The sequence below is a fragment of the Mucilaginibacter celer genome, assembly GCF_003576455.2.
GTDB lineage: Bacteria > Bacteroidota > Bacteroidia > Sphingobacteriales > Sphingobacteriaceae > Mucilaginibacter > Mucilaginibacter celer.
Genome location: NZ_CP032869.1, coordinates 3,010,663 through 3,037,210, shown reverse-complemented (window position 1 = coordinate 3,037,210; position 26,548 = coordinate 3,010,663). Strand labels below are relative to the sequence as shown.

Annotated in this window: 25 protein-coding genes; 14 read left to right on the top strand and 11 right to left on the bottom strand. The window is 42.6% G+C overall.

What is annotated here, in order from left to right:
- The first annotated feature begins 119 nt into the window (after positions 1 to 119).
- Positions 120 to 497, top strand: coding sequence for a hypothetical protein (locus HYN43_RS11985; protein WP_119409570.1), 378 nt, complete (start codon positions 120 to 122; stop codon positions 495 to 497).
- Positions 498 to 727: 230 nt separating this feature from the next.
- Here HYN43_RS11985 and HYN43_RS11980 read toward each other — a convergent pair whose 3' ends face one another.
- Positions 728 to 1,141: an Ohr family peroxiredoxin gene (locus tag HYN43_RS11980; RefSeq protein WP_119409569.1), complete on the bottom strand. Its 414-nt coding sequence runs from the start codon at positions 1,139 to 1,141 to the stop codon at positions 728 to 730.
- Between the two features lie 373 nt (positions 1,142 to 1,514).
- Here HYN43_RS11980 and HYN43_RS11975 point away from each other — a divergent pair, with 373 nt between their 5' ends.
- From HYN43_RS11975 to HYN43_RS11965, 3 genes are all read left to right on the top strand, one after another.
- Positions 1,515 to 2,771 (top strand): putative DNA modification/repair radical SAM protein, encoded by a 1,257-nt coding sequence (locus HYN43_RS11975; RefSeq protein WP_119409568.1) that lies wholly within the window; start codon positions 1,515 to 1,517, stop codon positions 2,769 to 2,771.
- Position 2,772: 1 nt separating this feature from the next.
- Positions 2,773 to 3,531: a TIGR03915 family putative DNA repair protein gene (locus tag HYN43_RS11970; protein ID WP_119409567.1), complete on the top strand. Its 759-nt coding sequence runs from the start codon at positions 2,773 to 2,775 to the stop codon at positions 3,529 to 3,531.
- A 652-nt stretch (positions 3,532 to 4,183) separates the two neighbouring features.
- On the top strand, positions 4,184 to 5,527 hold the full coding sequence (locus HYN43_RS11965; RefSeq protein WP_119409566.1) for a PhoH family protein: 1,344 nt from the start codon (positions 4,184 to 4,186) through the stop codon (positions 5,525 to 5,527).
- A 108-nt stretch (positions 5,528 to 5,635) separates the two neighbouring features.
- On the opposite strand, the gene HYN43_RS11960 is transcribed toward HYN43_RS11965, so the two are convergent.
- The 4 genes from HYN43_RS11960 to HYN43_RS11945 form a co-directional block, all read right to left on the bottom strand.
- A complete protein-coding gene (locus HYN43_RS11960) occupies positions 5,636 to 6,682 on the bottom strand; it encodes an IS110 family RNA-guided transposase (protein ID WP_119406621.1) in 1,047 nt (348 codons plus the stop codon).
- A 334-nt stretch (positions 6,683 to 7,016) separates the two neighbouring features.
- A complete protein-coding gene (locus HYN43_RS11955; protein WP_205589923.1) occupies positions 7,017 to 7,685 on the bottom strand; it encodes a DapH/DapD/GlmU-related protein in 669 nt (222 codons plus the stop codon).
- Positions 7,686 to 7,720: 35 nt separating this feature from the next.
- Positions 7,721 to 9,046, bottom strand: a complete 1,326-nt coding sequence (locus HYN43_RS11950; RefSeq protein ID WP_119409565.1) for a DUF5690 family protein — start codon at positions 9,044 to 9,046, stop codon at positions 7,721 to 7,723.
- Positions 9,047 to 9,190: 144 nt separating this feature from the next.
- Entirely contained in the window at positions 9,191 to 9,637 is a 447-nt protein-coding gene (locus HYN43_RS11945) for a DUF1572 family protein (RefSeq protein ID WP_119409564.1), read from the bottom strand.
- Positions 9,638 to 9,790: 153 nt separating this feature from the next.
- Here HYN43_RS11945 and HYN43_RS11940 point away from each other — a divergent pair, with 153 nt between their 5' ends.
- The 3 genes from HYN43_RS11940 to HYN43_RS11930 all read left to right on the top strand — a co-directional run bounded on the left by HYN43_RS11940 (position 9,791) and on the right by HYN43_RS11930 (position 12,097).
- A complete protein-coding gene (locus HYN43_RS11940; protein ID WP_119409563.1) occupies positions 9,791 to 10,450 on the top strand; it encodes an MBL fold metallo-hydrolase in 660 nt (219 codons plus the stop codon).
- 217 nt (positions 10,451 to 10,667) lie between these two features.
- Positions 10,668 to 11,300 carry an HAD family hydrolase gene (locus tag HYN43_RS11935; protein ID WP_119409562.1) on the top strand — a complete coding sequence of 211 codons (633 nt, stop codon included), beginning with the start codon at positions 10,668 to 10,670 and terminating at the stop codon, positions 11,298 to 11,300.
- A gap of 11 nt (positions 11,301 to 11,311) precedes the next feature.
- Entirely contained in the window at positions 11,312 to 12,097 is a 786-nt protein-coding gene (locus tag HYN43_RS11930) for a DUF6438 domain-containing protein (RefSeq protein ID WP_119409561.1), read from the top strand.
- On the opposite strand, the gene HYN43_RS11925 is transcribed toward HYN43_RS11930, so the two are convergent.
- On the bottom strand, positions 12,094 to 13,569 hold the full coding sequence (locus HYN43_RS11925) for a sensor histidine kinase (RefSeq protein ID WP_119409560.1): 1,476 nt from the start codon (positions 13,567 to 13,569) through the stop codon (positions 12,094 to 12,096). The genes HYN43_RS11930 and HYN43_RS11925 overlap by 4 nt on opposite strands.
- A gap of 179 nt (positions 13,570 to 13,748) precedes the next feature.
- On the opposite strand from HYN43_RS11925, the gene HYN43_RS11920 reads away from it, so the two are divergent.
- The gene (locus HYN43_RS11920; protein WP_119409559.1) at positions 13,749 to 14,138 is read left to right on the top strand and encodes a hypothetical protein; all 390 of its coding nucleotides are present in this window, start codon (positions 13,749 to 13,751) and stop codon (positions 14,136 to 14,138) included.
- A 132-nt stretch (positions 14,139 to 14,270) separates the two neighbouring features.
- Here the strand turns inward: HYN43_RS11920 and HYN43_RS11915 are convergent, their stop codons facing one another.
- The 4 genes from HYN43_RS11915 to HYN43_RS11900 all read right to left on the bottom strand — a co-directional run bounded on the left by HYN43_RS11915 (position 14,271) and on the right by HYN43_RS11900 (position 18,707).
- Positions 14,271 to 14,555 carry a hypothetical protein gene (locus HYN43_RS11915; RefSeq protein WP_119409558.1) on the bottom strand — a complete coding sequence of 95 codons (285 nt, stop codon included), beginning with the start codon at positions 14,553 to 14,555 and terminating at the stop codon, positions 14,271 to 14,273.
- 22 nt (positions 14,556 to 14,577) lie between these two features.
- Complete coding sequence (locus HYN43_RS11910; protein ID WP_119409557.1) at positions 14,578 to 15,048, bottom strand: ferritin-like domain-containing protein; 471 nt, start codon at positions 15,046 to 15,048, stop codon at positions 14,578 to 14,580.
- Between the two features lie 194 nt (positions 15,049 to 15,242).
- The gene (locus HYN43_RS11905) at positions 15,243 to 15,626 is read right to left on the bottom strand and encodes a response regulator (RefSeq protein WP_119409556.1); all 384 of its coding nucleotides are present in this window, start codon (positions 15,624 to 15,626) and stop codon (positions 15,243 to 15,245) included.
- A 75-nt stretch (positions 15,627 to 15,701) separates the two neighbouring features.
- On the bottom strand, positions 15,702 to 18,707 hold the full coding sequence (locus HYN43_RS11900; RefSeq protein ID WP_162996428.1) for a PAS domain-containing sensor histidine kinase: 3,006 nt from the start codon (positions 18,705 to 18,707) through the stop codon (positions 15,702 to 15,704).
- 438 nt (positions 18,708 to 19,145) lie between these two features.
- Here HYN43_RS11900 and kaiC point away from each other — a divergent pair, with 438 nt between their 5' ends.
- From kaiC to HYN43_RS11870, 6 genes are all read left to right on the top strand, one after another.
- Positions 19,146 to 20,894: a circadian clock protein KaiC gene (gene kaiC / locus HYN43_RS11895; protein ID WP_342633828.1), complete on the top strand. Its 1,749-nt coding sequence runs from the start codon at positions 19,146 to 19,148 to the stop codon at positions 20,892 to 20,894.
- Positions 20,894 to 21,184, top strand: a complete 291-nt coding sequence (locus HYN43_RS11890; RefSeq protein WP_119409553.1) for a circadian clock KaiB family protein — start codon at positions 20,894 to 20,896, stop codon at positions 21,182 to 21,184. Before kaiC ends, HYN43_RS11890 begins: the two co-directional genes overlap by 1 nt.
- Before the next feature lie 6 nt (positions 21,185 to 21,190).
- Complete coding sequence (locus HYN43_RS11885) at positions 21,191 to 21,517, top strand: circadian clock KaiB family protein (protein WP_119409552.1); 327 nt, start codon at positions 21,191 to 21,193, stop codon at positions 21,515 to 21,517.
- The gene (locus tag HYN43_RS11880) at positions 21,517 to 23,187 is read left to right on the top strand and encodes a PAS domain-containing sensor histidine kinase (RefSeq protein ID WP_119409551.1); all 1,671 of its coding nucleotides are present in this window, start codon (positions 21,517 to 21,519) and stop codon (positions 23,185 to 23,187) included. Before HYN43_RS11885 ends, HYN43_RS11880 begins: the two co-directional genes overlap by 1 nt.
- A 77-nt stretch (positions 23,188 to 23,264) precedes the next feature.
- A complete protein-coding gene (locus HYN43_RS11875; protein WP_119409550.1) occupies positions 23,265 to 24,032 on the top strand; it encodes an enoyl-CoA hydratase/isomerase family protein in 768 nt (255 codons plus the stop codon).
- Positions 24,033 to 24,185: 153 nt separating this feature from the next.
- Positions 24,186 to 26,153: a PAS domain-containing protein gene (locus HYN43_RS11870; RefSeq protein WP_119409549.1), complete on the top strand. Its 1,968-nt coding sequence runs from the start codon at positions 24,186 to 24,188 to the stop codon at positions 26,151 to 26,153.
- 108 nt (positions 26,154 to 26,261) lie between these two features.
- Here the strand turns inward: HYN43_RS11870 and HYN43_RS30295 are convergent, their stop codons facing one another.
- Positions 26,262 to 26,525 carry a hypothetical protein gene (locus HYN43_RS30295; protein WP_162996427.1) on the bottom strand — a complete coding sequence of 88 codons (264 nt, stop codon included), beginning with the start codon at positions 26,523 to 26,525 and terminating at the stop codon, positions 26,262 to 26,264.
- Positions 26,526 to 26,548: the final 23 nt, after the last annotated feature.

Sequence of the window (26,548 nt, the reverse complement as noted above, 5' to 3'; positions counted from 1 at the left end):
TAAAGACTGTTTTCATAAAGTTTAGTTTGGTTTGAGGGCCGCCCCGTTAGGGGCGGCTCTTTTTTTGAGATTAGAACCAAAAACTTTTTAAGTTTACGGCATAAAACTTAAACGTTATTATGAAAAACAAATCAATTAAAATGTTAGGCCTTGCAGTAGTTGTGGCTTTTTTTTCGTGTAAGGGTAATCAAAAAAAGAACGATCTTGATGCTCAAATTAAATCTTACGTACAGTCTGCAAAAACATTAAATGATACTGCCAAGGGTTTTACCATCAATATTCCCGAAGGCTGGCAGCGTGTTGAAAAAGAAACAAATGGCGTAAGGTTCACCTTTCTTATGGGGCCAAAAGCTAATGGTTTCCAGGTTAACCTGAATATTCTTAAAGATAATATGAAAGGGATGAGTTTTGATGATTATATTGATTATAACCTTAAACACATGGGGGGAGTAGAGCCAGTCAATCTTAAGCAAACCGACATTATATTAATGGGATAAAGGGCAAAGTAATAAAATATAACGCCGTTATTCAAAACCTTGATTTACAATTTGGTTCATATGTAATACCGCTTCATGACGGTTCGGCTTATATCATTACCACTACCCAACTGGCCGCAGATAAACCTGGTTTTCAGGATGTACTTGATAAGGCAATTAACTCTTTTAAGGTTAATTAAGTACTTTGAAAATAAACCATGCCGACATGAAAAATGTCGGCATGGTTTATTTTAATCTGCCAATACTTTAACCGCAATGTTATTTCGTGTTGCCTTTGAATATGGACAGGCACGGTGCGCTGCTTCGGCCATTTTTTGGGCAATATCCCAGTCAACGCCGGGAATGTGCACATGTAATTCGGCGGATAAACAGTAAGCCGCTTCACTTTCTTTATTGAATGAGATATGCACATCAACAGTGGCCTGGGTTACATCCACGTTATCCCGCTTGCCAACCGAACCCAAGGCGCCCAGGTAACACGCGCCCCAGGCGCCCGCAAATAATAATTCAGGGTTGGCGTAGCCATCTTCGCCGCCAAGTGCTGCGGGAGCTTTCAGTTCCATATCGATAATGCCATCTTCCGATTTAATATGGCCATCACGGCCGCCTTTTGCTGTTACTACAGCGGTATATAATTTTTCCATGATTGTGTCCCTCCTTTATAAAAGCAACCTCACGGCTGTTGATTTGTTTGTCTGAACCGGGATTTGAGTGGATTTTTGAGATGGGCAGGATGGTTTGTCTGAACTCGAATTTGGGGGAATTAAGAAATTGACAGAATGCCTGGCATCGCAAAAAGGTCATTTAATTTGAATCAGCGAAATCAACGTAATCAAAAAAATCAACGGTTCAAAATATAGGCGTGTAAGTGGTCGTGGAGACACGACCACCGGGCAGGAATAATCTTTATCCTCATTATTTTTTAAATCCTGAAAATTAAGGTTCATAACCCCGGTTCAGAAAAAAATTATTCTAAAACAATATGATTACTAAAAATATTAGTATTTTTGATTTGGTATGAATGCGGATAGGATAACAGAAAAGCTTAATATTTTGGCCGATGCGGCTAAATACGATGTATCATGTGCATCAAGCGGGAGCAACAGGAAAAACAAGGATAAAGGTTTGGGCAATGCCAGCAACGGAATCTGTCATAGCTATACCGAAGACGGGCGATGTGTTTCGCTATTGAAAATTCTGCTTACCAACCATTGCATATTTGATTGCGCTTACTGTGTATCCCGAAAAAATAATGACATTAAACGCGCTGCTTTCACTGTGCAGGAGGTGGTTGATCTTACCATTAATTTTTACCGCCGCAATTACATCGAAGGGTTATTTTTAAGTTCGGGAATTTTTAAAGATGCTGATTATACCATGGAGCGCCTGGTTAGGGTAGCAAAAAAACTGCGTACCGAGCATAATTTTAATGGCTATATCCATCTCAAATCCATTCCAGGTGCAAGTGATGAACTGATGCGTGAAGCCGGTCTGTATGCCGACAGGCTAAGCGTTAACCTGGAAATGCCAACCGAAGCCGGGTTAAAACTATTGGCTCCGGATAAAAACCGCCAGGATATGATTGATCCGATGCGGTTTCTGAAAAATGAAATTGTTAAAAATACCGAAGAGAAAAAGCTTTTTAAAAGTACGCCGATGTTTGCACCTGCCGGGCAAAGCACACAGGTAATTGTAGGGGCCACACCCGAGAGTGACCAGCAGGTGCTGCAATCGGCTAATTATTTTTATAAAAACTTTAATTTAAAGCGGGTTTATTATTCGGGCTATGTGCCGGTTTTAGCAGATCAGCGTTTGCCGGCTTTAAATACTGCTGTACCTATGGTGCGCGAAAACCGGCTTTACCAGGCCGATTGGCTGATGCGCTTTTATGGCTTTCATGTTAACGAGATTGTAAACGATGGCAACCCGCTGCTCGATCTGGATATCGACCCAAAGTTGAGCTGGGCTATCCGTAACATGCAGGTTTTTCCTGTTGATATTAACAAGGCCGATTTGCAATTGATTTTGCGTGTGCCGGGCATCGGCCTGCAATCGGCACAAAAAATAGTAGGGGCGCGCAAATTTGCAAGGTTGGGTTGGGAACAGTTAAAGAAAATAGGAGTGGCCATTAACCGGGCCCGGTATTTTATTACCTGTAATAGTAATGAGTTTGAACGGCGCGACCTCACCGGGCAAAATATCAAACAGTTTATCATGGCCGAATCGCAGAGTAAGTACATTAAAAATTCGCAAACACAATTTAGTCTGTTTTAATATGAATACGCTGTTGTACGATGGGACATTTGAAGGCTTGCTGACCGCCGTATTTGAAATTTACGACCGGAAGCTGCATCATGTAAAACTGATAACGGGGGAGTGGCGTAACGAGGCTTTGTTTGAAGAAGTGATCCCTGTTATTACAGATGAATCGCGGGCCAACCGGGTATTGCGGGGCCTGCGAAAAAAGCTCTCGACTGCGGGCGTTCAGCGATTGTATATAACGCACATGGCCGAAATTGCAGGCGAAGACAGTAATATTCTTGGTTTTATCCGCTATGTTTTTGACAGCGATATCAATATCGAAGAAGATTATGGCAACAGGTATGTGATGCGCCTATCCGAAATTTTGAAAATGGTTCGGCGCGAAAAACACAGAATGGAGGCCTTTGTCCGTTTTCAGAAATTGAAAGACGGTACTTTTTATGCCGGCATTGAACCCGATTTTAATGTGCTGCCGCTGTTGATTAAACATTTTAAAAGCCGCTACGCCGATCAGAAATGGATGATTTACGATATAAAAAGAAGTTACGGCTTGTATTACGATTTGCACGATACGCAATTTATAGCAATGGATTTTGCAGATGGGGGCAAACCTGCTAATGTGATTGCCGCTTACAGCGAAGATGAAGGCATTTATCAAACTTTATGGAAAAACTACTTTACCAGCGTAAACATCGCATCGCGCAAAAATACCAGGCTTCATATCCGCCATATTCCTAAGCGATATTGGCGGCATTTAACAGAGAAAATTTAGTGCTTTTGTGATTTTACGCGTTTTTATCTTTCGCTTATTGGTGATTTTTGATCTGTTGGTGGAAAAATGGCGATGTTAATAACTGTGGTGTGTATGTGTTTGATTAACAGTATTTATAGCTAAATTTGATGGTTTTGTAATGTTGATAACTCTTAATTAACGGTTGATAACCTGTTAATAAAAACAATGAAAAATATTTGCCAAATAGCCATTATGTCCCGATATTGAAATCATCAAGAACGACGTACTTTGACAGCCTTTCAGGAAAACGGAAATTGAATCGGGTGAACCTTCGGGGGAACTAAAGATCAAGGGAAGTACCTGAGCCGAAAGAAAAAATGAAGAGGGCGAAAGCCTTTAGAAAAAAGAAAGCGGTTAAAGGAGGTACCGGGATTATGGCGAAGAACTTTACGGAGTGAAACAACGGAAACCGGTGACATTGAAGATAGCCAACCGCTCGTGAGAGCAACCGGTAAAGATCATGTCGGTTAAAAATACACAAAACTTGATGCTGTTGGGCAACTACGGTTAAGCAACAGTTTGGAAACGGGAGTTCAAATCGCAAGAGATGACTCCCGTTTTCGCTTTTATAGGTTTTTTGTTTTTTGGAGAAATTTTTCTCCGATAACTAAAATCGTTATTTTAGACGGATATGAATAAGGACGGCCAGCGTAACCAGAAGAAAATATTTGTTTTAGATACCTCGGTGATCCTTTATGATCACAACGCATTTCAAAACTTCCAGGAGCATGATGTTGCCATACCTATCCAGGTGCTGGAAGAGCTTGATAATAAAAAAAACGGTAATGATACCCGCAATTTTGAAGCCCGCAGCTTTATCCGGCTCATGGATGAATGGTCGGGCAGCGATGTAGTTAACGAATGGTTGCCTCTAAACGGCAAAAGTAAAGGGCGGTTTAAGGTTGCCATGGATGCAAAAAACACCGGCCTTGATGCCGAGCAGGTTTTTGGATCGGATAAAACCGACCACCGGATCCTGAACGCTGCGCTTGGTTTGCAGGAAGAAAATCCGGGCAAGAAGGTGGTGCTGGTATCAAAGGACATCTGCCTGCGCTTAAAAGCCAAAGCTTTAAATTTACATGCCGAGGATTACGAAACCGGCAAGATCAAAAACCTTGAGGAACTGTATACAGGTAAAACCGATGTAAGCAAGGTGACCGAGAAGCTGATCTCCACCTTTAATAAAAATGAAAACCTACCTGCCGAAAGCCTTAGCGTAGCGCCGTACACCAATAATCATTTTTATGTATTAAAGGGCAAGAAGAGCGATGTTGTGGGTTTTTACAACTCGCATACCAAACAGCTTGAAAAGGTAACAGAGCAACCGGTACTTAATATTTATCCGCGTAATTTAGAGCAATCGTTCGCAATCCATGCCCTGCTGCATCCGGATATTAAACTGGTAACTATACAGGGCAACGCAGGCACCGGCAAAACCCTGCTGGCGTTGGCCAGTGCGCTGGAGCAGCGCAAATACTATCGCCAGATTTTTGTAACCCGTCCCATTGTGCCGCTAAGCAATAAAGATATCGGCTTTTTACCCGGCGATATCAAATCAAAAATAGACCCGTACATGGCACCGATATGGGATAACCTGAAATTTATAAAAGATCAGTTTGCGGATGACGAAAAAATGCAGGCCAAAATTGATGAACTGGTTAACAACGAAAAGATCTCGATAGCGCCGCTGGCCTTCATCCGCGGGCGTACGCTGAGCAAGATTTTTTTTATTGTTGATGAGGCGCAAAACCTTACCCCACACGAGGTTAAAACCATCATTTCACGCGCAGGAGAGAACAGCAAGTTTGTATTTACCGGCGATATTTACCAGATAGATACCCCATACCTCGACGCCGAAAGTAACGGTTTATCCTACCTGATTGACAAAGCCAAAGGGCATCCGCTTTATGCCCACATCACGCTGCAAAAAGGAGAAAGGAGCGAGTTGGCTAACCTGGCAACGGAATTGTTGTAAGGATTTTTTGTAGAGATTCTGTGTTAACATCAAATAATTTTTAGATTTGTTTATTAAGGCGGCACAAGCCAGCCAGATTAGGGCGGTTCATCTTATGATGTCACCGCTCTAACTATTTATAACTACTTTTTCGTTCTCTGTTACTTTGTTCAGGAATTTGGGATCATATTTAATATCAGTTTTCCAAACGATATAGATGAGCCCCAGTAGCTTTCTTTGTACCGCAACAGCTGCCTTCATCTTAATACCGTGTTTACTTACCAGCCGAATAAATACAGCTTTAAAGCGATCGTCATGCCTGATGGCTGCTAATGCCGGCATATACATGGCTTTACGTAAGTGCCTGTTCCCTCTTTTTGATATTTTGGATTTTCCTTTTACCGATGAGCCGGATTGCTTTTCCTTTACATCAAATCCCGCATAGCTTTCGATTTGCTTTTTACTTTTAATCAGGTTAAAGCCATTGGTTTCTGCCATGGTAATTATGGCTGTAAGCTTCCCAACCCCTGGTATTGTGCTGATATTGTTTATCTTTTCAACCAATTCCTTATCCTTTTTGATTATTTCAGCGAGGTCTGCTTTAATTTCCTTTTCCTGTTCATTGAATAACCGGATGCGTTGGTGTAGCCTGGCTATGCTTCTTTCGTTGGGAAACGCTTCTGCATTTTCTGCATGCAGTTGATTTTTAGCTACCGTACGTTCTGCGATTATCTGATTCCTTTCGCGTGTCAATTGTTTAAGGTCTCTGAATATTTTTTTTGGTGGTTGCCATAAACTAATCTTCTTTTCCAGTCCAAACTGGCAGATAGCCTGTGATGCTGTTTTGTCGGTGACCGTTTTTGTTTCGAGTGACTTAGCATAATTGTTGATCTTATTAGGAAGTACAATACTTACTTCATAGCCCAGGCCTGAAAGATGATACGCTAATTTTTCGTGATAAACGCCCGTTGCTTCCATTACAAACCGGACCTTTACCTGTTTATCCGTATGTTTCTTTATCCATACTTCTAAAGCAGAAAACCCAGATGGTTTATTGGCAAATGTTTTGAAAGCATAGATATCTGGTTCAATAGAATCATCCATACGTCCAAGAGAAACTACCAACTCTTTTTGAGCTACATCAATGCCTGCTACCTGTTTTAAAATTTTTGCCATCACTTATTAGGTTTGTATTTTCTTAAGTGAACAACCTTTCTTCGTCTTGTCTCCTGGTCGGATATCCTGAATATACAGACCTGCTGTATTCCTTACATTCTGTTCAGACTCTAAAAGGTAAAAAGAATGAGGCCTGATCTCTACATGTACATACTATAAAAGTTGTTTAGACGCGACCCAACTCTCATTCTTTTCACTTAAGATTTCTAATTTATTCCCTTTTTTATTTGATGACAAACATAGGAGACGCATAATTGCGTCTCCCGGAGGACAAGCCGCTATCGTAAATTGCATCTGGGAGACGCAATTATGCGTCTCTACATAAAAAAATCGCTTATATCAAATCATATTTCTTAGCAAAGGCGGCCGCATCAAGCTTCCTGAAATCGCTGATACCGGCAATAAGCTCTTCCCGACTCCAATCCCACCATTTAATACGTTTTAAGGCCGCTTCAACATCTTCGGTTACCCTGCGGCGGATTACACGTGCCGGGTTGCCTGCAACTATCGTATAATCGGACACATCTTTAGTAACTACCGAACCTGAACCTATGATAGCACCGGTACCCACAGAAACTCCCGGCATCACAATGGCGGCATGACCAATCCATACATCGGGGCCGATAATAACCCGGTTGCTGTTGCGCCAGTTGGATACTTCATCATGATCGTCATCCTCATTATCCATAAAATGCGATTTGGCGCGATAGGTAAAGTGGTGCAATGTTGCCCGCCACATAGGGTGGTTAACCGGGTTAATGCGCACGTGCGAGGCAATATTGGCAAACTTACCAACCTCGGCATTAAACACATCAGCATCCCGTATCATGTAGGCATAATCCAGCAAATCGCTGGCAATAACTTCGCAGCGCTGCCCAACGGTGGTCCAGGCACCCATGCGGCTGTTTTTTACTATGGCTGTTTCGTGAATCCAGGGGGCTTCTGTCATTGGCACGGGGCCTCTCCATGGGTCGGCAAATTCGCCGTGATCAACTTCTGTCATCTTTAAATATATAATTCAATAATTGTATCAGTAATTTAAATGCCTATGCTTTGCGTAGACGCAACACCGGTAACCCGCGATCCGTTCACCTTTAATTTATTAAAAAAGTAAATAAAGGAGAAAGCAATGGCCAACACACCGGTAATTCCCATACAAACGCAGATGTTTATAAAAATGGATAATACCGAATCTGTAGAAGGTACAAGGTACCTGAAGAACATTAAAATAATATACCCGGTATATCCAACCGAATCAACAATATACATCAGGAAGCCCACGTTGGCGCGTTCGCGGGTAATGGCTATCAGGCGTTCAAACACAATGGCGTGCACAGCAACATAGGGCATGTAAACACCAAGGCCGGCCAGTACCATAAAATAGAACTTATCAAGCCCCAGGTTTAAGCCTAAAACAGTAAGCAACAATATTAAAAAACCGGCAAGGCTTATCAATAACGAAAAACTGAATGCCTTAAAATTATCCTTTATCAGCACTGCCAGGCCTATCACTATGATTATACCAAACGAAACAATCAGTTCAGATTGGGTGAATAGCTGTGGGGTTTTGCGATAGCCCAGCCCGGTCCACAGTTCTACAGCAAAATCGGCCCGGATGCTGCGCGTCAGGGTAACAAATAAATACACCAGGGTAACGGCAATCAGTCCCGGAGCATATTTCAGGAAAAAACGCCATCTGTCGTTTGCGTCCATAGGGTTACGTGCCGACCGCTTTTTAATATCAGCCTTGGTTGGCGGGGGAGTTACCGCAAGCATGGTGGTAAAAATAAGTGTGGGGATTAAAAAAATGGCACCTGCAAGGGCAGGCATCCAGTTTTCAGAAACGCCGTAGCCAAGCAGCAGCGAACCTATTGATTTTGAAACTCCATCCGATACAATAAAGCTGGCACACAGACCGGCAATTAAAAACTCGGTATTGTTTCGGCCCTCTACAAAGCCAAGTACCAGGCCAAAAACTACACCCAATGGTAAACCGTTCAAAAACAAACAACAGATATTCCAGGGGCGTGGAACCAGGCCAAAAAGCAACAGCATTAATTCGGCAAATGCAATCAAGCCTAAAATTCCGCTAATGCGTTGTTGTGGTTTTATTTGCGATACTATTTTAATACCCAGCCATTTGGCGGTTACATAGCCGAGGGTTTGCGCAATGATGAGTAAAATTTTGTAATCGATACCAAAAAAAGAAGCATCAGCATAAGCCGAAGCGGTATACGGTTTCCTGAAACCATACATGCAAAAATAAGTTCCGAAAGCAGCCACAAGAACCCATGCCGGATGCGCGATTATTTTTTGCCAGCGTGTTTTCTGTTCAAATTCCTGCCGGGTTGTGCTGTTCTCCATGTTGTTCTTTTATTTAAGCTGCCTGGGTAGTTGAGGTATTGAAGCAGCCTAAATTGAATAATCAGCATTTGGGCACGGTTAGGCAAAAATTAGATTTATGTTAGGAGATAATGCACCAGATATTTAAGTAAACAAAATTGATGATCAATTATCCAGCAAACGCCTGTGATAATTGATTTGCCCCAAATGATAACCTAAATGCATAGCGAGGTGCATAAAAAAGTACCCGGTAGTTGCATCTTTCAACATAATTTCGGCCGGATATTTTTCATTCAGCTGATCTTCAGAGATCATATCAAAGCTGTTTTCGATCATGATGATCGTTTTCTCTATTTTATTCACCAGTTCTGCGCGGGGTACGTTTTTCAATGCAAACTCATCTTCACGGTTCCTGATATAACCGGTTTTGCCAAATTCTGCGCCGATATACGTATTCAGGTTACCAACCAAATGCAGGCACAGGTTACCGGCCGAATTCAGTATACTTTTTTCTATATACCAAAGCTTTTCTTCATTTTGGTAAGCTTGTATTTCCTGCTTCAATTTTTCAAGGTCGCGGATGATCAGTTGTTTTAGTGTATCTTTTATCATAGAGTTCGTGTTGCGGTTTATTAGGGAAATCTTCCGGTTTAATAATGCAAGGTATTTATTTTATAGTTGACCGCCCAATCACAGAACTTTTTAAAACTACCTCACATTTCCTATGTATATTTAAAGTGCAAAGCATCAACCTATATATAGTTTATGAAAATCTCCAAATATCTTCACTCGTGCCTTTTATTTGAATTGGATAATTACCAATTGTTGTTCGATCCCGGTAAGTTTTCGTTTGCCGAGGGTTTGGTAACAGCAGAGATGTTTAAAGATGTGCAAAGCATTGTAATTACACATATCCACCCCGATCATTTCGATATAGATATCTTAAAAAGTATTGTTAACCTAAGCGGAGCAACGGTGATTACCAATACCCAGGTAGCTAAAGAACTTGATGGTACAGATATTAAATATATTATTCTGGAAGAAGGCACTCACAAAGCCGGCCCTTTTAAACTCCAGGCTTTCCCGGTTAAACACGAATTGATTATGGATAATCCCTTGCCACAAATGACCGGCTTTTTAATTAATAATAAAGTACTGCACCCGGTTGATTCGATGGAAGATAAACTGTTGAATTTTAAAGGCATCGAACTGCTCATTATGGTTACCATGGCACCCTTTACCAACGAGCCTACCATAGCTGCCTTTGCTGATGAACTGAAACCAAAACAGATTTTCCCGGTGCATGACGGTTATGCCAAAGATTTTTTCATAGCCCAGCGATATGCTGCCTACGTAAAGCATTTTGATAAACAGGGCATCAAATTTCATGAAATTTATAAAGTAGGGGATGGGATTAGTATTTAGTTCTAAGTCTTAAGTCGGTTCGTACTATTAACTAAAAACTTTCGACTTAAAAAAAGAAACCCCCACCGGGAGGCGGGGGTTCTTTGCGGGGTCAGCCTCCTGCTAAGCCGACCCGCGTTAACCTTATCACAATGCTAAGTTGAGGATTAATAATGAAGAAAACATGAACATTAATTCATGTTAATTTTTCATCTTAGCAAAAAACACAATTTCCCCTATGCAGAAACCCGATAGCCTCATTTTTGATATGGACGGAACCCTTTGGGATGCCGTTGATACCTACGCCGAATCATGGAATTTGATTTTTCAAAAGCATGATATAAAGCGGATTATCAGGCGCGACGATCTTTTACACGTTATTGGTTTGGATGGTAAACGGCTTGCCAAAGTAATGCTACCCGAATTTGACGAGGAACCGGGGATGGAAATTTATTATGAAGTAAACCAGGTACGGCGCGAAATTTTGCCCACCAGCGGCGGAGTTATGTACAAAGGCGTAACAGAAGGGATCAAACAACTATCCACCAAATACAAAATTTTTGTGCTGAGCAACTGCGCTGTAGGTATTATACCTTTGTTTTTAAATTGGGCCGGTATAACCGATGTTGTTACCGATACTATGGCCTATGGCACCAACCAGATGCCTAAAAATTATAATATGCATTTATTAATGGATAAGCATAACCTGCAAAGCCCCATATATATTGGCGATACCAATGGTGACGCTGAGCAGACACGCCTGGCCGGCTTACCCTTTATATTTGTAAGCTACGGCTTTGGTAATACCGATGATTATGATCAAAAATTTGATGATTTTGAATCGCTTACCCAATATTATATGAGTTTGTAAGTTTTATGTACATGAAACATCGTCTGCTTTTTCTGTTCGTTTTTATTTTGTTTGGCGGCCCTGTGTTTGCACAACACTCAACAGTCGAATCGGAAAAGTGGATTTCTGAAGATCTTGGTCACCTGTACTTTAACGGCGGAAAGGTGTATTTTAATTTCGATGGCTTTGATAAACATAAAAACGGTTATAAAATTGAGCGCGATACGCTTAAAATAATTGATACTTATAGCAGCAGTGCCGATGATTTTAAGCAACAACATGTTGATGTATCTAAGTTTATTATCAATTATTTTGATGGAAAAAAATTGGTGATAAAGGCAGTGAATGAAAATGCGGTTAAACTGGCGGGCCGTACACCACAGGAGTTTAAGAATTATAAAGCCAGCTTTGATAACAGTATCAAATTTTCAAAACTGCGTTTCTTATCTTCAACCTGTTACGGCGAATGCCCTCAGCTTGCTATAAACATTTGGGCCGATGGTACCTACCGTTTAAAAGGCGGCGAATTTGCAGATCCGTATAAAGGCGATTATGCAGGCAAACTTACTGCCGCCCAACTGGATAGTCTCAACTACCTGTTAAAGCGAAGCGAACTGAAAAAAATGTATAACTGGAAGCAAGGCAACCAGGTGGTGGATGCACCAAACTACTACTTTGATATTGATTTTGTAAACAGCAAGGATAAACTAACGATCACCACCGACGAACCACCTCTGAATATAACCGAACTGGTTGCGTTTTTAATCCAATCGTACAAAAAGGTGAAGCTTGTTCCTTTTAAGGAAGCGGGCAATTAAGCCGGAAGCGTAAAATAAAAAGTTGATCCTTCGCCTTCAACACTTTCAACGCCTATTTTGCCTTTATGGCATTGAATAATTTCGGCGGCAAGGTAAAGGCCAATGCCAAACCCGGATACGTTACGGATTTTCTCGTTCTCTACACGGTAAAAACGCTGAAAAAGCTTTTTCTGATCCCTTGGTTTAATGCCAATACCCCGGTCGGTTATCGAAACTTTTGCGCCCGAATCTGTAAGCCTCGTTTTAATATCAACGCTGGTGCCTTTGTTTGAATATTTGATGGCATTGCTTAACAGGTTTGTGATTACCTGGCCTATTTTTTCCCTGTCGGCATTTACACTCAAATTGCCCTGGGGCGTAAAAGTTAGGTTATGGTTGCTTGAGGTTTGGTTAAATTCGGTAATTATTTCTGTTATCAGTTGGTTAATATCAAACAACTCGGGCTTAAACTGTAGTTTACCTGATTCAAGTTTTGACAGGTCGAGAAAACCATGAATCAGATCGGTCATTTTGTTTACCTGGATATTGGCTTTGGCTAAGGCATTGCTTACAAAACTATCGTTACTGTCGGCAAGCTTTTTAGCCAGGATCTGGATGTACGATTTTATTGAAGTAAGCGGTGTTTTAAGCTCATGGCTGGCCATGGCAATAAAATCATTTTTCCTGATCTCGTCGCGCTTGCTTTCGGTAATATCAAGTATCGTACCCAGCACGCGAGTACAATTGCGCGGCCCATCGGCTATTTGTTTGCCCTTAATGCACACCCAATGCAGGGAGCCATCGGGCCAGATCACCCTTAACTCGTACCCAAAAACGCCGGTATTAGCGGCCTCGTTAAAAGCATCAATCACCACCGGTCTATCATCGGGATGAACCATATTGAATATATCGGTCGATGTTAATACCGTAGCAGGCGGGTGTCCAAACAATTCTGCAATTTGTGGCGAGCAGTAACGCTTTTCTTCATTCAAATTCCAATCAAATGTAGCAAAGCCGGTTGCTTCGGCGGCCAAACGAAGCCGGTGTTCACTTTCGATGGCTTCCTGCCTGGCATTTACCTCGGCGGTGATATCTACAACCGTGTTTAAGATGTAAGTAACCTTATCATTACAGGTAAAAGGAATATTACTGCACGACCAGAAACGTTTTTCGTAAGTTTTACTTTCGGCATTGTACACATCATAGCGATAACAGGGTACATCAATTTTTTGCCCGGTTTGGGCCACCTTGGTAAATATTTTGCGCGCGGTGGTAACATCGTCAGGATTTTCGGCATCATCCGGGAAAACTTCAAAAAATCCTTTTCCAACTATCTGTTGCCTGTTTGTTGATGTTGTGCTGAGGTAGCCGTCACTTGCCGCTATGATGGTAAACCGCGGGGCATCGGCCTGAACCAACAATGAGCCGGGCGAATTTTCAAATATGATTTTGAAAATTCCATCGGGTAATATCAAATGTTGGTTTTCGGGCATTGATGTGATATTAGTAGGCCTGTAAAGGTAGCGTAAAATTCATTAAGGCGTATTGATAGTTCCCGGAAGTGGTTTTAATGAACAGGAAATGTTACAAGGCGCTGCTTAATTGCACGCACTTTATGCTGTTTGTTTAACTGTTAGCTTTTTGTAGCTTAGTTAGCAAATTATACATCTGCATGAAAACTAAAACCAAGGTTATTATCACACTCATTTTGCTGCTTGTTGTTACCATATTTGTTTATTTCAGGTATTATTTTGTTTTTGGCGAGGGAACAAAAGCCGGCACCATGAACTATTTTGTAAAAAAGGGGTACCTGTTTAAGACTTATGAAGGGCGCCTCATTCAAAGCGGCATCCGCTCGCAAACGCAGGGTGGTACCATAGGCTCGAACGAATTTATGTTTTCTGTTACCGACGAGAAGGTTGCTAAACAACTAAGCAGTAATGCAGGCTCGTTTCTCGAACTGCATTACAAAGAGTATACACATACATTACCCTGGAGGGGCGTTAGCGTATTTGTTGTGGATAGTATAGTTTCGGCAAAACCCGTTTCGCCGGGAATGTAGTGAAGAGATTTCTGATTTCGGATGTTCGATTTCGGATTTGGGTATTTTGAAATTTTCAATTTCAGATTTAAAAATTTCAAATCAAAAATTAAATAAATCCGAAATCGAAATTCCGAAATCCGAAATGAAAAATCACTCTACCAGATTATAGCTTAACTCGCCGTTTAGGCGGGTTATCTTAACCATTCCCCTGGCAAACAGGTAATCGAGCACTTCGGCGGCGTTTTTTTGATGGGTGTAAGCATTTACCGATGGTTCAAACTCGCTTAGTTTTTCGGCAATATCGGCCACGGTAGCTTGTTTCAACTGTGAAAGGGCGAAAATTACTTTATCCTGTGTGCACGATACTTTCGCAAAGCAGTTAGGTACCTGCAGGCTTTTATGCGCCTCAATAAACGATCTGTTGGTGCTGTTCATCTGTTTATTCAATAATTATTTATCAGGCGTTAACCGCATCTCTTAACGATTTTACGGTGTCATGCGCTTTTTTTAATCCTTCAAGATGATCGGTAAGTATCGCTACCACCTTCTCATCTTCCCATATCAGTTCCTTATCATCAAGTGCGGCACGGTAGGCTTTCTTGGCTACATCTTCGCCGTACTCACAACCGGCCAGAATACTGTGCCTGTCTTTACCTGTAAAAACCGATTTTACATCTATCCAGGCATGATAAAATTTGCCCGAAAGGGTTGTACCGTCTGCCGGTGCGCCACCTAATACGTGTATGTATTCGCGTATTTCACTAACGTAATTTTTGCTTTGTTCAATATACTCATTAAAAAGTAAATTCAAACCGGTTTCGTCTGTAGCTTCATTTGCTTTCTGATAACCTGCAATCCTGTCGTTGTTTATTTTAATCAGATCGTTCAATGCCCCGATCTGGTGCTGTACGTGTTGTAAAACTCCCATAGCTTTTGTTGTTTTGTTATAATAAATAACATAGCTTATGGGTTAATGTTTTTTTATTCAGGTTGATTTTGTGCCGTAACTGATTAATGAAACCGAAGTTCACCGGGCTAAGCGGCGGCCGGGTGAGACGGCCGTCGTCAGGGCTTGTCCGGATTAGGGGTACTATTTAGTTGATCAGTTAAGAATTTTTAAAATCAGGCCACGTCCCGCTTTTGAGTATAGTAGGCTATTTTTTTAAGCAGTTGATCCATTTCAAAAGGTTTGGCTAAAAAATCATCGGCCCCGGCTTCCATGGCCGATTCGCGGATATCGCGGCTGGCCGAGATCATAATAACCGGTAGGCTCTTAGTGGCTTCGTCCTGCTTTATTTTTTTGCAGATGTCGCGCCCGTCCTCACCGCTCATCCAGATATCAAGCAATAGCAAATCAGGCTGTTCCTGTTTCATGTCGAAGATAGTTGTCGATCCGTCGAGCGTTGATATTACCTCGTAACCTTCAAATTTCAGCAGCATTTCCACGGCATCAACAATACCGGGATCATCATCCGCAATCATAATTTTTACATTTTTTGCATTCATTGTAGGCGCAAGGGCTTGGTTAAACCCTCTGAAATAATGGTGATGAAATATTTGAGAAAAATGGCTTAACAGTTATTAACTATTACTATCGCCATTTACGGGTAAAGCAAAGCAAAAAGTAGACCCTTTGCCTTCAACGCTGTTTACCCACATTCTGCCGCCTTCGCGCTTAATTATTTCTGATGAGATGTATAATCCTAACCCCAAACCGGGGAAAGTATGCTGCTTGTTCCCGCTTACGCGGTAAAACTGCTCAAACACTTTGTCCTTTTTATCTTCGGGAATACCAATACCAAAATCCTGTACACAAACAATGGCTTCGTTGCCCTCCACCCTGGTGCTGATGATAATTTTATCAGTATGCGGCGAATATTTAATGGCGTTGGTAATTAAATTGGTGATTACCTGGTTTATCCGGTCGCGGTCTGAATAGATTTTGCCCGTTGCCGAAAAGTCTTCAACCAGTTTATGCTTTTGGGTGGTATGTTGCAGGTCTTCAACGGTTTCTTTAACTGCCGAATTAAAATCAAACCAGGTTTTATTGAATTGCAGCCTGCCCGAGTTTATTTTGGTAACATCCAGCAAATCGCCAATTAAATTGGTGAGCCGGTTCACCTGGGCATCCATCCTCAGCACCATTTCGGCCTTTTTATGTTCGCCTTCCCTTTCAAGCATGGCGCCAAGCACCTGGGCGTAAGCTTTGATGCTGGTAACGGGAGTTTTAAGTTCGTGACTGGCAATGCCTAAAAAGTCGTCCTTTTGGCGTTGCAGTTGTTTTTGCTCGTCAATATCGGTGTTGGTGCCAAACCATTTAATGGTTTTTCCGTCAATTATAAAGGGGAGGGCGCGGGTAAGATGCCATTTATAATTACCGGCCTTGTCTTTCAGCCTAAATTCGTACTGATAAATGTTACCCGTGGCAAATGCTGTATTCCAGGCCTCAATGCACCCGGGCTGATCTTCAGGGTGGATGCCGTCAAGCCAGTCGGGCTCCGCTATTTTATTGGCTGCTAAGCCAAAGTAGTCAATAGCACGCTTGTTTACATAATCTATCACGCCATCGGTACGGGCCGTCCATAATTGTACGGGCATAAAATCGGTAACAAATTCAAACTGCTTTATCTGTTCGTTTAGTTCCTGGTTTTTGAGTTTGAGCTGCAGTTCGGCCGTCATTTTATCGGTAACATCCACACAAGTGCCAATATAACCGGTAAAATCGCCGTCGGCATTGTACTGCGGATTGCCCGAGGCTATGCAAAAACGAATTTCATTATCGCGGCGTTTTATCCTGAAATCAACCTCGTAAAAACGCCGGGCCTGCAAATCGCTGATAAAGGTGGCAATAGCACGTTCCCTGTCTTCAGTAATGATCGAATTAGCCCAGCCCTTACCTATATGCTGCTGATAAGGGATGCCGGTCCAGTCAACCCAGGTTTGGTTAACGTAAATAATGTCGCCATTTTTATCAGCCATCCACAAGGCCGCCGGCGATGCATTGGTGATGCTTTGCAGCAGGCGCTCGCTATCCATCAGGGCTTTTCTATCTGCAATTTCGCGGCGTAAGTCGCGGGCCAGGCTGGCGCGACCCTGCGGTTTGCCGGTTGCCGCATCATAAACCAGCATGGTAGTGCCATAAACGGGGATAGCTTCGCCGGTTTCAAAATGCCGGTAAATAACTTCGCCGCTCCATTGGCCCTTGTTCATTAATGAGGTGTTGATGTTGTTTTTAAGCTTCTCCAGCTCGCCGGGCATAATGTATTCGCTATTATGCCTCTTGGCATCCTCTTTGTTTTTTATACCCAGCATTGCGCGGCCGGCAGCGTTCACGTAACTCACATTGCCGTCCAGATCCGAAAGGCTTACAAAATCCGAACTATGATCAATAAGCGAGAGCAGTTTGTATTGTTCATTACGGGCTTCCTTTTCGGGCCGCAGGTCGCGCGCAACAGAAGCCATCCCCATAGCCTGTCCGGTTAGCGGATCATCAATCCTGAAACAGCTTAAATATACAGGAATCGTTTCGCCGGTTTCAAAATGGCGGTAATGCATTTCGCCGTTCCAGCGGCCGGTTTTGCGTACCGAAGGTTCAATCTCGTCGGCAACCCTTTGTTTATCACTATCAGTAAAATAGTCAATACCGGGCCTCAGTGCATCTTTGGCAGTGCTGATACCCAGCATGGCATACCCTGTTTTATTGATATAGGTAACATCGCCATGCATATTGCCAAGGGCAACAACATCGGCAGTATTGTTAATAAGTGCTATCAGTTTTTCCTGTTCCTGCCTGTCAAGTATTTCGCGGGTTATATCCTGTACGGTACCTGTAAAACGCATGGGCTCGCGGGCTTCATTAAAATATGCGTTGCCCTTAAGGTGGATCCAGTATTTCAGCGAGCCATCGGCGTTAATGGTGCGGATAATTACATCGTAGCTTCCGTTTTTTTCGGGATTGTAGGCATTCAATACCGCCATGCGTAGCCTGTCGGCATCCTCGGGATGAACGTAGGTTAACAGATCGGGATATTTTATATCGTCGCCTTTTTTAAAACCACAGAGTTCCTTGCAGCGGTCATCCCAAATTACAATCTGTTGGTTAGGGTACAAGTCCCAGGTGCCCAGTTCGGCGGCTTGCAGTGCAAACTGCATGCGTTCTTCCTTTTCGGTAAGCTGTTGACGGGTAAGCACCAGTTCGGTAACATCGGCAGCTGTGTTTAATATTCCCCAAACCTCGCCGTTTTCATCGCGCAGGGGTTTAAAGGTAAAATTGAAGTAAAACGTTTCCAGGCGGCCGTTCATCACCAGGTCAACCTGCTGTTCCTTGCCCTCGTAAGCCGTGCCATTATAAAAAACATCGCGCAGCACATCGTGATATCCCTGGACTTCCAGTTCGGGCAACAATTCGAAATATGTCCTTCCTATTACATCAGGCCCTTTCCCCCATATATCGATGACGGTTTTATTTGCTATCATGATAGTCATTTCAGCCCCCACATACAAGGCTACGGGCGAGGGCGATTGTTCAATCAGGATGCGAAAAACATTTTCGTTAAGTTTAAACTGGTTATTGGGCGGATAATTCATTTTATAGGTAAAACGTATAAATATAATCCAATTAATTATCAAATACATCAACGGCTTGTTTGGGCCATCTTCTGCAAATTAATTAGGCAACGAGCGTTATACGCAAATGCTGTGGACAATGATAAGGATGTTTATAATTATTAAGATAAAATTTATATAATCAGTTATATTCCCCTTTCGCAGAACCTATATTTATCCAAAATGTTTAAAATTATTTTTTCAGTATCTATGTGATGTTTTAACAATAAACGCACTCAAAATTTACAGTTTGTTATACCTTGATTTCCTTTTAAATCTTAGGCTTATGTATACTTTTTTATTCACAAAATTGAAAGCCCGAAAACAATTTGATAAATATTGATATTATTATCCCATTAAAATAAAGAAACTAATTGGCTGATATTTAGCCATATTGTAATTTTTTTAAGTAATAGTTATATGTCGATGTCGAAAAAGAAGCAGAGGGATATTAGTTATACCTCCTTGCCTAAAACAGCAACCGGTATTAACGGTTTAGATGAAATAACCGAAGGCGGCTTGCCAAAAGGCAGGCCAACATTAGTGTGCGGCGAAGCGGGTTGTGGTAAAACCCTGCTCTCGCTGGAATTTGTTATAAGAGGAGCAATGGAATTTAACGAACCCGGTGTTTTTATGGCTTTTGAAGAAAAAGCCGATGAGCTTGCCATGAACGTAACTTCGCTCGGGTTCGACCTGGATAAATTGCAGGCAGATAAAAAAATCAGGCTCGATCATGTGCATATTGACCGCAGTGAAATTGAAGAAACCGGCGAATACGACCTTGAAGGCCTCTTCATTCGCCTGGGCTATGCCATTGATAGCATAGGTGCTAAACGGGTTGTACTTGATACACTCGAAAATCTTTTTTCAGGTTTATCAAACCAAACCATACTAAGGGCTGAACTGCGCCGCCTGTTTGGCTTTTTAAAGGAAAAAGGCGTTACCGCTATCATTACCGGCGAAAGGGGTGAAGGCTCATCCTTAACACGGCAGGGACTCGAGGAATATGTATCTGATTGCGTTATCCTGTTGGACCATAGGGTTATCAATCAAATTTCAACCCGCCGGCTGCGCATTGTGAAGTACCGCGGCTCGCAGCATGGCACCAACGAGTATCCTTTTTTAATTGATGAAGACGGTATTTCGGTTCTACCGGTTACTTCCCTAAAGCTGGAAAAGGATGTATCGTCGGCCAGGATTTCATCAGGCTTACCGGCGCTTGACCACATGCTGGGTGGAAAAGGCTTTTTTAAAGGCAGCAGCGTATTGGTATCGGGTACGGCAGGTACCGGTAAAACCAGCATTGCCGCTTATTTTGCCAACGAAACCTGTAACAGGAAAAATAAGTGCCTGTACTTCGCTTTTGAAGAATCGCCTAAGCAGATTATCCGCAACATGAAATCCATCAATGTCGATCTTCAAAAGCATGTCGATTCGGGATTGCTTTTTTTTCATGCATCGCGGCCAACATTGTATGGGCTGGAGATGCACCTGGTGGCCATTTACAAGCTTATTAAAAAGCTTAGGCCAACGGCTGTTGTGCTTGATCCTATTACCAACCTGATAACCGTAGGTTCGGTAAGCGAGGTGAAATCGATGCTGATCAGGCTGATTGACTTTTTGCAGGAAGAGCAAATTACAGTAATGTTCACCGCCTTAACGCTAAATACGGTTATCAGCGATCAAACAGACGAAGGTGTTTCATCACTGGTGGATGCCTGGCTGCTGGTGCGTGATATTGAAAGTAACGGAGAGCGCAACCGCGGAATGTATATCATGAAATCGCGGGGGATGAAACACTCCAACCAGGTGCGTGAATTTATTATCACCGATAACGGGCTCGACCTTGTTGACGTTTACCTTGGTCCCGATGGTGTTCTGATTGGTTCGGCACGCGAGGCACAGAAATTAAAAGAAAAAACAGGTGTTGCGTTGCGTGATTTTGCAGTTACCCGTAAAGACAGGGAGGTTATGCGCAAGCGTATGATGCTTGAAGCAAAAATATCAAGCCTGCAGGCCGAGTTTGAATCGGCCGAGGAAGAACTGAATAAAATGTATCTTGAAGAGGAACTAAAGCAGAACATTCTCGAAAAAAACAGGCAGGAAATAACCAACATCCGCCGCGGAACTGCTGATACTCCGAAAGAAGGTGTTAAAAAGAAAAAATAATGGAAACAGAAGATATAAAATACGAATTAAGGTTATATATAGCCGGTAAAACGGCTAAATCCGTTACGGCGTTGGCTAACCTTAAAAAATATTGCGAGGAACATTTAAAAGGTCAATACGTTATTGAAGTGATTGACCTGTTGGTGCAGCCGCAACTGGCCGAGGGCGACCAGATTTTTGCCATACCAACATTGGTAAGGAAAGTACCTGAGCCAATCAGGAAAATTATAGGAGATTTATCAAACGAAGAAAAAGTTTTGGTGGGTTTAAACATACGGCCCGTAAACTAAATATAAATGACAGAGCCAAACCAATTGCCTTTAACGGTTGATGATGCCAATGGTGCCGGTATTTTCAGGCTACGCCTGTTTATTACGGGTGCATCACCAAATTCAACGCGTGCCGTGATCAACCTGAAAGATATTTGCGAAAAGTATTTAAAGGACAATTATGCGCTCGAAATTATAGATGTTTATCAGCAGCCATCCATAGCGCAAACAGAACAGATTATAGCCCTACCCTTGCTGGTGAAAAAAACACCGGGTATGGAACGGCGGCTGATAGGGGATATGTCAGACGTGAAGAGGGTATTGAGAGGGCTTGGTATTTATACAGAAGATTGATGATGGAAACGGATAAATTAACATATGAACAGTTGCTGGTTGAAAACGACCAACTCCGTTTCCGCCTGGAAGAAGCCAATGATACCATCGAGGCTATCCGAAACGGACAGGTTGACGCACTGATTGTAAAAAATGGCGACGAACACCAGCTTTACACCCTTAAAACTGCCGATCAAACATACCGCGTTTTTATCGAAAAAATGAATGAAGGCGCGGTTACATTGAATCGCGACGGCGTTATACTGTACAGCAATTCGCGTTTTGCTGCTATGGTGGATGAGCCCCTGGAGAAGGTGATAGGCTTAAAATTTAACGTTTTTGTTCCGGAGATCTCCTGCGATAAGTATGATGAGATAATCAACAATGGTTGGGACGCTGATTGTAAGGGCGAGATGCTATTATCAAGCCGTGATGATAAATTAACGCCTTGTTTAATTTCGTGCACAACTCTTGACCTTGACGAAGGTACGGCGCTTAGCCTGATCCTTACCGATTTAACCATTCAAAAAGAAGCCGAATGGGAACTGAAGGTAAAGAACGATCAGCTGGAGGAAGCACAGGATGCTGCCGAACGTTTAAATAACCAACTGGAGGATACCGTGCGCGCCCGAACCAGCGATTTGCTGATAAGCCGCGAGCATTTCAAGCTGCTGGCCAATAACATTCCCCAGATGACCTGGACTAACTTGCCCGGCGGTGAGGTTGATTTTTACAACCAACGCTGGTTTGATTATACCGGCCGCAGATACGGCGAGACGGAAGGCTGGGGCTGGCAGCAAATAGTACACCCCGACGATTTGCAAAAAACCATTGATGCATACCTGGCATCCTTAAAAAGCGGAAAAGTTTTTGAATTGGAAAACAGGTACCGCCGCTGGGACAATACCTATCGCTGGCACCTTAACCGTGCAGTTCCGCTGAGGGATGACACCGGCGAGATCATATTTTGGGTGGGTACCGCCACTGATATTGAAGAGCAAAAGAAGCAACTTGATCTGAAAGATGAATTTATCGGCGTTGCCAGTCATGAATTAAAAACACCTTTAACCAGTTTAAAGGGATACCTACAGCTTATCTCGGCCTATAAAAAAGAAGAATTGCCTCCCGTGGTGAAACAATATGTTGAAAAGGCCAGCGGAGCCCTCAATAAACTACAGCGACTGGTTAATGATCTGCTGGATGTAAGCAAAATTCACGCGGGCCGGCTTGAGTATATGTTAAGCGAGGTAAACCTTGGTAATCTGGTTAACTCATCTACCGAAAATGCAGCCCATATTTACCCCGAGTTTCAGTTTGTGAATACGGTACAGGGCGAGGTTCTTATCATCGGAAATGCCGAACGCCTGGAGCAGGTGATTATGAACCTGATCAACAACTCGGTTAAATACTCTACCGATGATAAAAGAATCATTATTAAAACCGAAGTTATTGATGATGTAGCGCGTGTATCGGTTACCGATTTCGGGATAGGCTTATCACCCGAACAGATTGACAGGATTTTTGAGCGCTTTTACCGTGTTGAGGATAAAAAATTTATGGCAAGTGGTTTGGGTATGGGGCTTTATATCTCGGCCGAAATTATCGGTAATCATCATGGTAAAATAGGGGTGGAGAGTGAACTGGGTAAGGGCGCAACCTTTTATTTTGAAATTCCCCTTATTAAAAGGTGAATTTAACCTGTAATTTAAGTTGCGCGTAACTTAAATACTTCTGATATTGGCAGCGCTATCTTTAAAACATAACCTATATGGCAGCAGAAAGCGGAAATGTTTCTGTTTCAATTTCTTCAGACGGTGTAGCTACTGTTAGCTTTTACCATCCCGCGCAAAATGCCATGCCTGCATTGCTTTTAAAGCAACTTGCCGAAACCATCGCATCTGCCGGAAACAATCCCGAAACCAAAGTTATCATCCTGAAAAGTGAAGGCGACCGTACGTTTTGTGCCGGGGCAAGCTTTGATGAATTAATAGCAATTAAGGATAAAGATGCCGGCGCCCGGTTTTTTGCGGGCTTTGCCGGTGTAATAAACGCCTGCCGTAAATCGCCTAAAATTATAATAGCACGTGTGCAAGGCAAGGCGGTAGGCGGCGGAGTTGGTTTGGCAGCCGTGGCAGATTATTGTCTGGCTACCGGTGCAGCTTCCATCAAACTGAGCGAGCTTACCATTGGTATAGGGCCATTTGTAATATCGCCGCCGGTTATCCGTAAAATTGGCTTGCCTGCTTTTTCTCAACTCAGCCTTAGGGCCACTGATTTTCAAACGGCCGTATGGGCAAAGGAAAAAGGTTTATATAATGAAATTTATAATGATATTCCTTCGCTTGATGCCGCTTTACAAAACCTGGCGCAAACTTTAGCGTCGTACAATCCGGAAGCACTTATCCATTTAAAACAAACCCTTTGGAGTGGTACAGAGCATTGGGATGAACTGCTTGCGCAAAAGGCTGCAATAAGCGGCGAACTGGTTTTATCAGCTTTTACACAAAATGCTTTGAAAGCCTTTTTAAAAAAGTGAGAACAGGCACTAAGTCAATTAATTATTGTTAATAATACCCTTAAAATTCGTTTTCTGAAGTTTTAAATAATAACTTTAATAGTGCGGGCCTAAACTGTTCTATCACCATAGAAAATCGTTTTACGGATGCCTCATCAGTAAATATTTAGTTGAATGAATTACCCTCATAAAAACAAGATAGTGATTACTGCAAGCCTGCTTGCTATGCTTGTTTTTAGCCACCTGATAACAGGTCTGCTTCCCGATTTAGTGATTTGTGCTGTTATTGCCGTTGTTGCCTTTGTACTGCTCGGTAAGATAGAAAAACAACGTATCGGAGCCGAGCAGCAGATATTATCCATCAACAACACCCTTAACGAAACCGTGGTGGAGCGGCTATCTGAACTGCGGCAAACAGCCGAAAAACTTGAAGTTACCGAACGGAAATACCACTCGCTTATTGAACATGCATCGGATGCTATTTATATTATTGATCTGAACGGAAGGTTTACCGAGGTAAACGCCAGCATGTGTAAAATGACGGGTTATAACCGGGAAGAGCTGCTGCAATTTAGGGTTGAGAAAATTATCGACCCGGAGAGTTTAAAAACAGATCCTGTAGTGCTTGGTCCCGACGATTTGCACACCGCAGTAATGCGCGAACGTCGTTTTATACGCAAAAACAGAGAGGTGTTTGACGTGGAAATTAATGTAAAACGCTTTACCGGCGATAGCGTACTGGTAATTGCCCGCGATATTACGAAGCGCAAATTGCTGGAAGCCGAACTGAAGGAAGCCGAGCTGAAATTCAGAACCCTGGCCGAAAAATCGGTACTGGGTGTTTATATCGTACAAAAAGGCCGTTTTGTTTATGTTAATCCCCGTTTTGCAAACGTATTTGGTTACGAACCTGATGAACTGATAGCCGCCTCATCCGTTGATGTGATTATTGACGATAAATACAAAGCCATTACGCTGGAACATGTACGCGCCCGCCTTATGGGAGAGATGGAAAGCGTAAACTACGAGGTAATGGGCGTATGTAAAGATGGTACAAACAATTGGGTTGAATTTTACGGTACAAGAGTACAACTGGATGGCGAGCCAACCATTATAGGCTCGATGGTTGATGTTACCGGCCGTAAAAAGATGGAAGAGGAGCTGCGCCTTTCTGAACAGAAATATAAATTGTTGTTTGATAGCAACCCGCTGCCCATGTGGATGGTAGCTAAAGATACGCTTGATAATATAGCTGTAAATGCCGCGGCAGTGCGGTATTACGGGTACAGCGAGGAAGAGTTTCTGAAAATGAATGTAAGGGATTTGCGTACAGAAGATGAGTGGGAACGGATGCAGCAAAGTTACAGCAACGTTACGCCAGAATCTGGCTATGTGGGTATGACCAAGCATCGCAAAAAGGACGGGACTATTATTGAAGTAGAGATCATTGCGCAGGATATTGTGATGGAAGGCCGCAAGGTGCGTTTATCTGTAGCCAATGATGTTACGCAAAAGCTTCGGGCCGAAGAATTGCTCCAGAAATCTGAAGCTAACCTTCAAACCATTTTAAATACCACCGATACCGCTTACGCCCTGTTTGATAAAGACCTTGGTGTTTTGGCATTTAACCACAAAGCTGCGGCTTTTGTAAAACAGCAGTATAATCATCAACCCGAAAGCGGCGATAAACTGGCCGATTATTTTCCGCCCGAAAGATTTCCGGAGTTTGTAGAATTTACCGCCATGGTTTTAGGCGGCAAGGATATCAGCTATGAGATTGATTACCCTCAGCCCGATGGATCGAAATGTTGGTTTTACGTTCGCCTGTTGCCGATAAGGGATAACCAGGATAAGATATTGGGGCTAATGATGGCGCTGTACGATATCACCGAAAGAAAAAATGCCGAGAATAACCTGAAAGTTGCTTACCAACGCATTCATAACCACATTGCAAGCATCAAAAACATGGCCTGGAAGCAATCGCACTATATGCGCAGCCCCGTGGCTAATTTAAAAGGCCTTGCTGCCATGCTTAAAGACGATCCCGGCGATACCGAAGCGTTACAGCACATGATTGACGAGCTTGAGCGGCTCGATACCGTAATTATTGAAATGGCCAATGATGCAGCTGATCATGATTAAATAACAAAGCCTTCTGTTAACAGAAGGCTTTGTTATTTAATACAGGGGGTATTAACTATACATGGCTTTTAGCTTTCTGCTTTTAGCCTTAAGCTTTCCACTCACAAATTACCAATGGTGGTAATACCGGTGTACGCGGTGATACCTGTGGTAATAAACCGGGCCGTTATAGTAACGGGCCCGATAGTAATGAGGGCGGCCGTAATAAACCGGGCGGCCATAGTAAACAGGCCTGTCATAATATCCTTCGCGATACACAACTCTGTGATATGGGCGACCAAAATGAGCGCTTACACTTACACTTTGAGCGTTTGCCAATTGTACCGATAACATCATCACAAACGCTATTATGGAGAATCTGATCAATTTCATGGCTTTAAAATTTAGTTATTAAC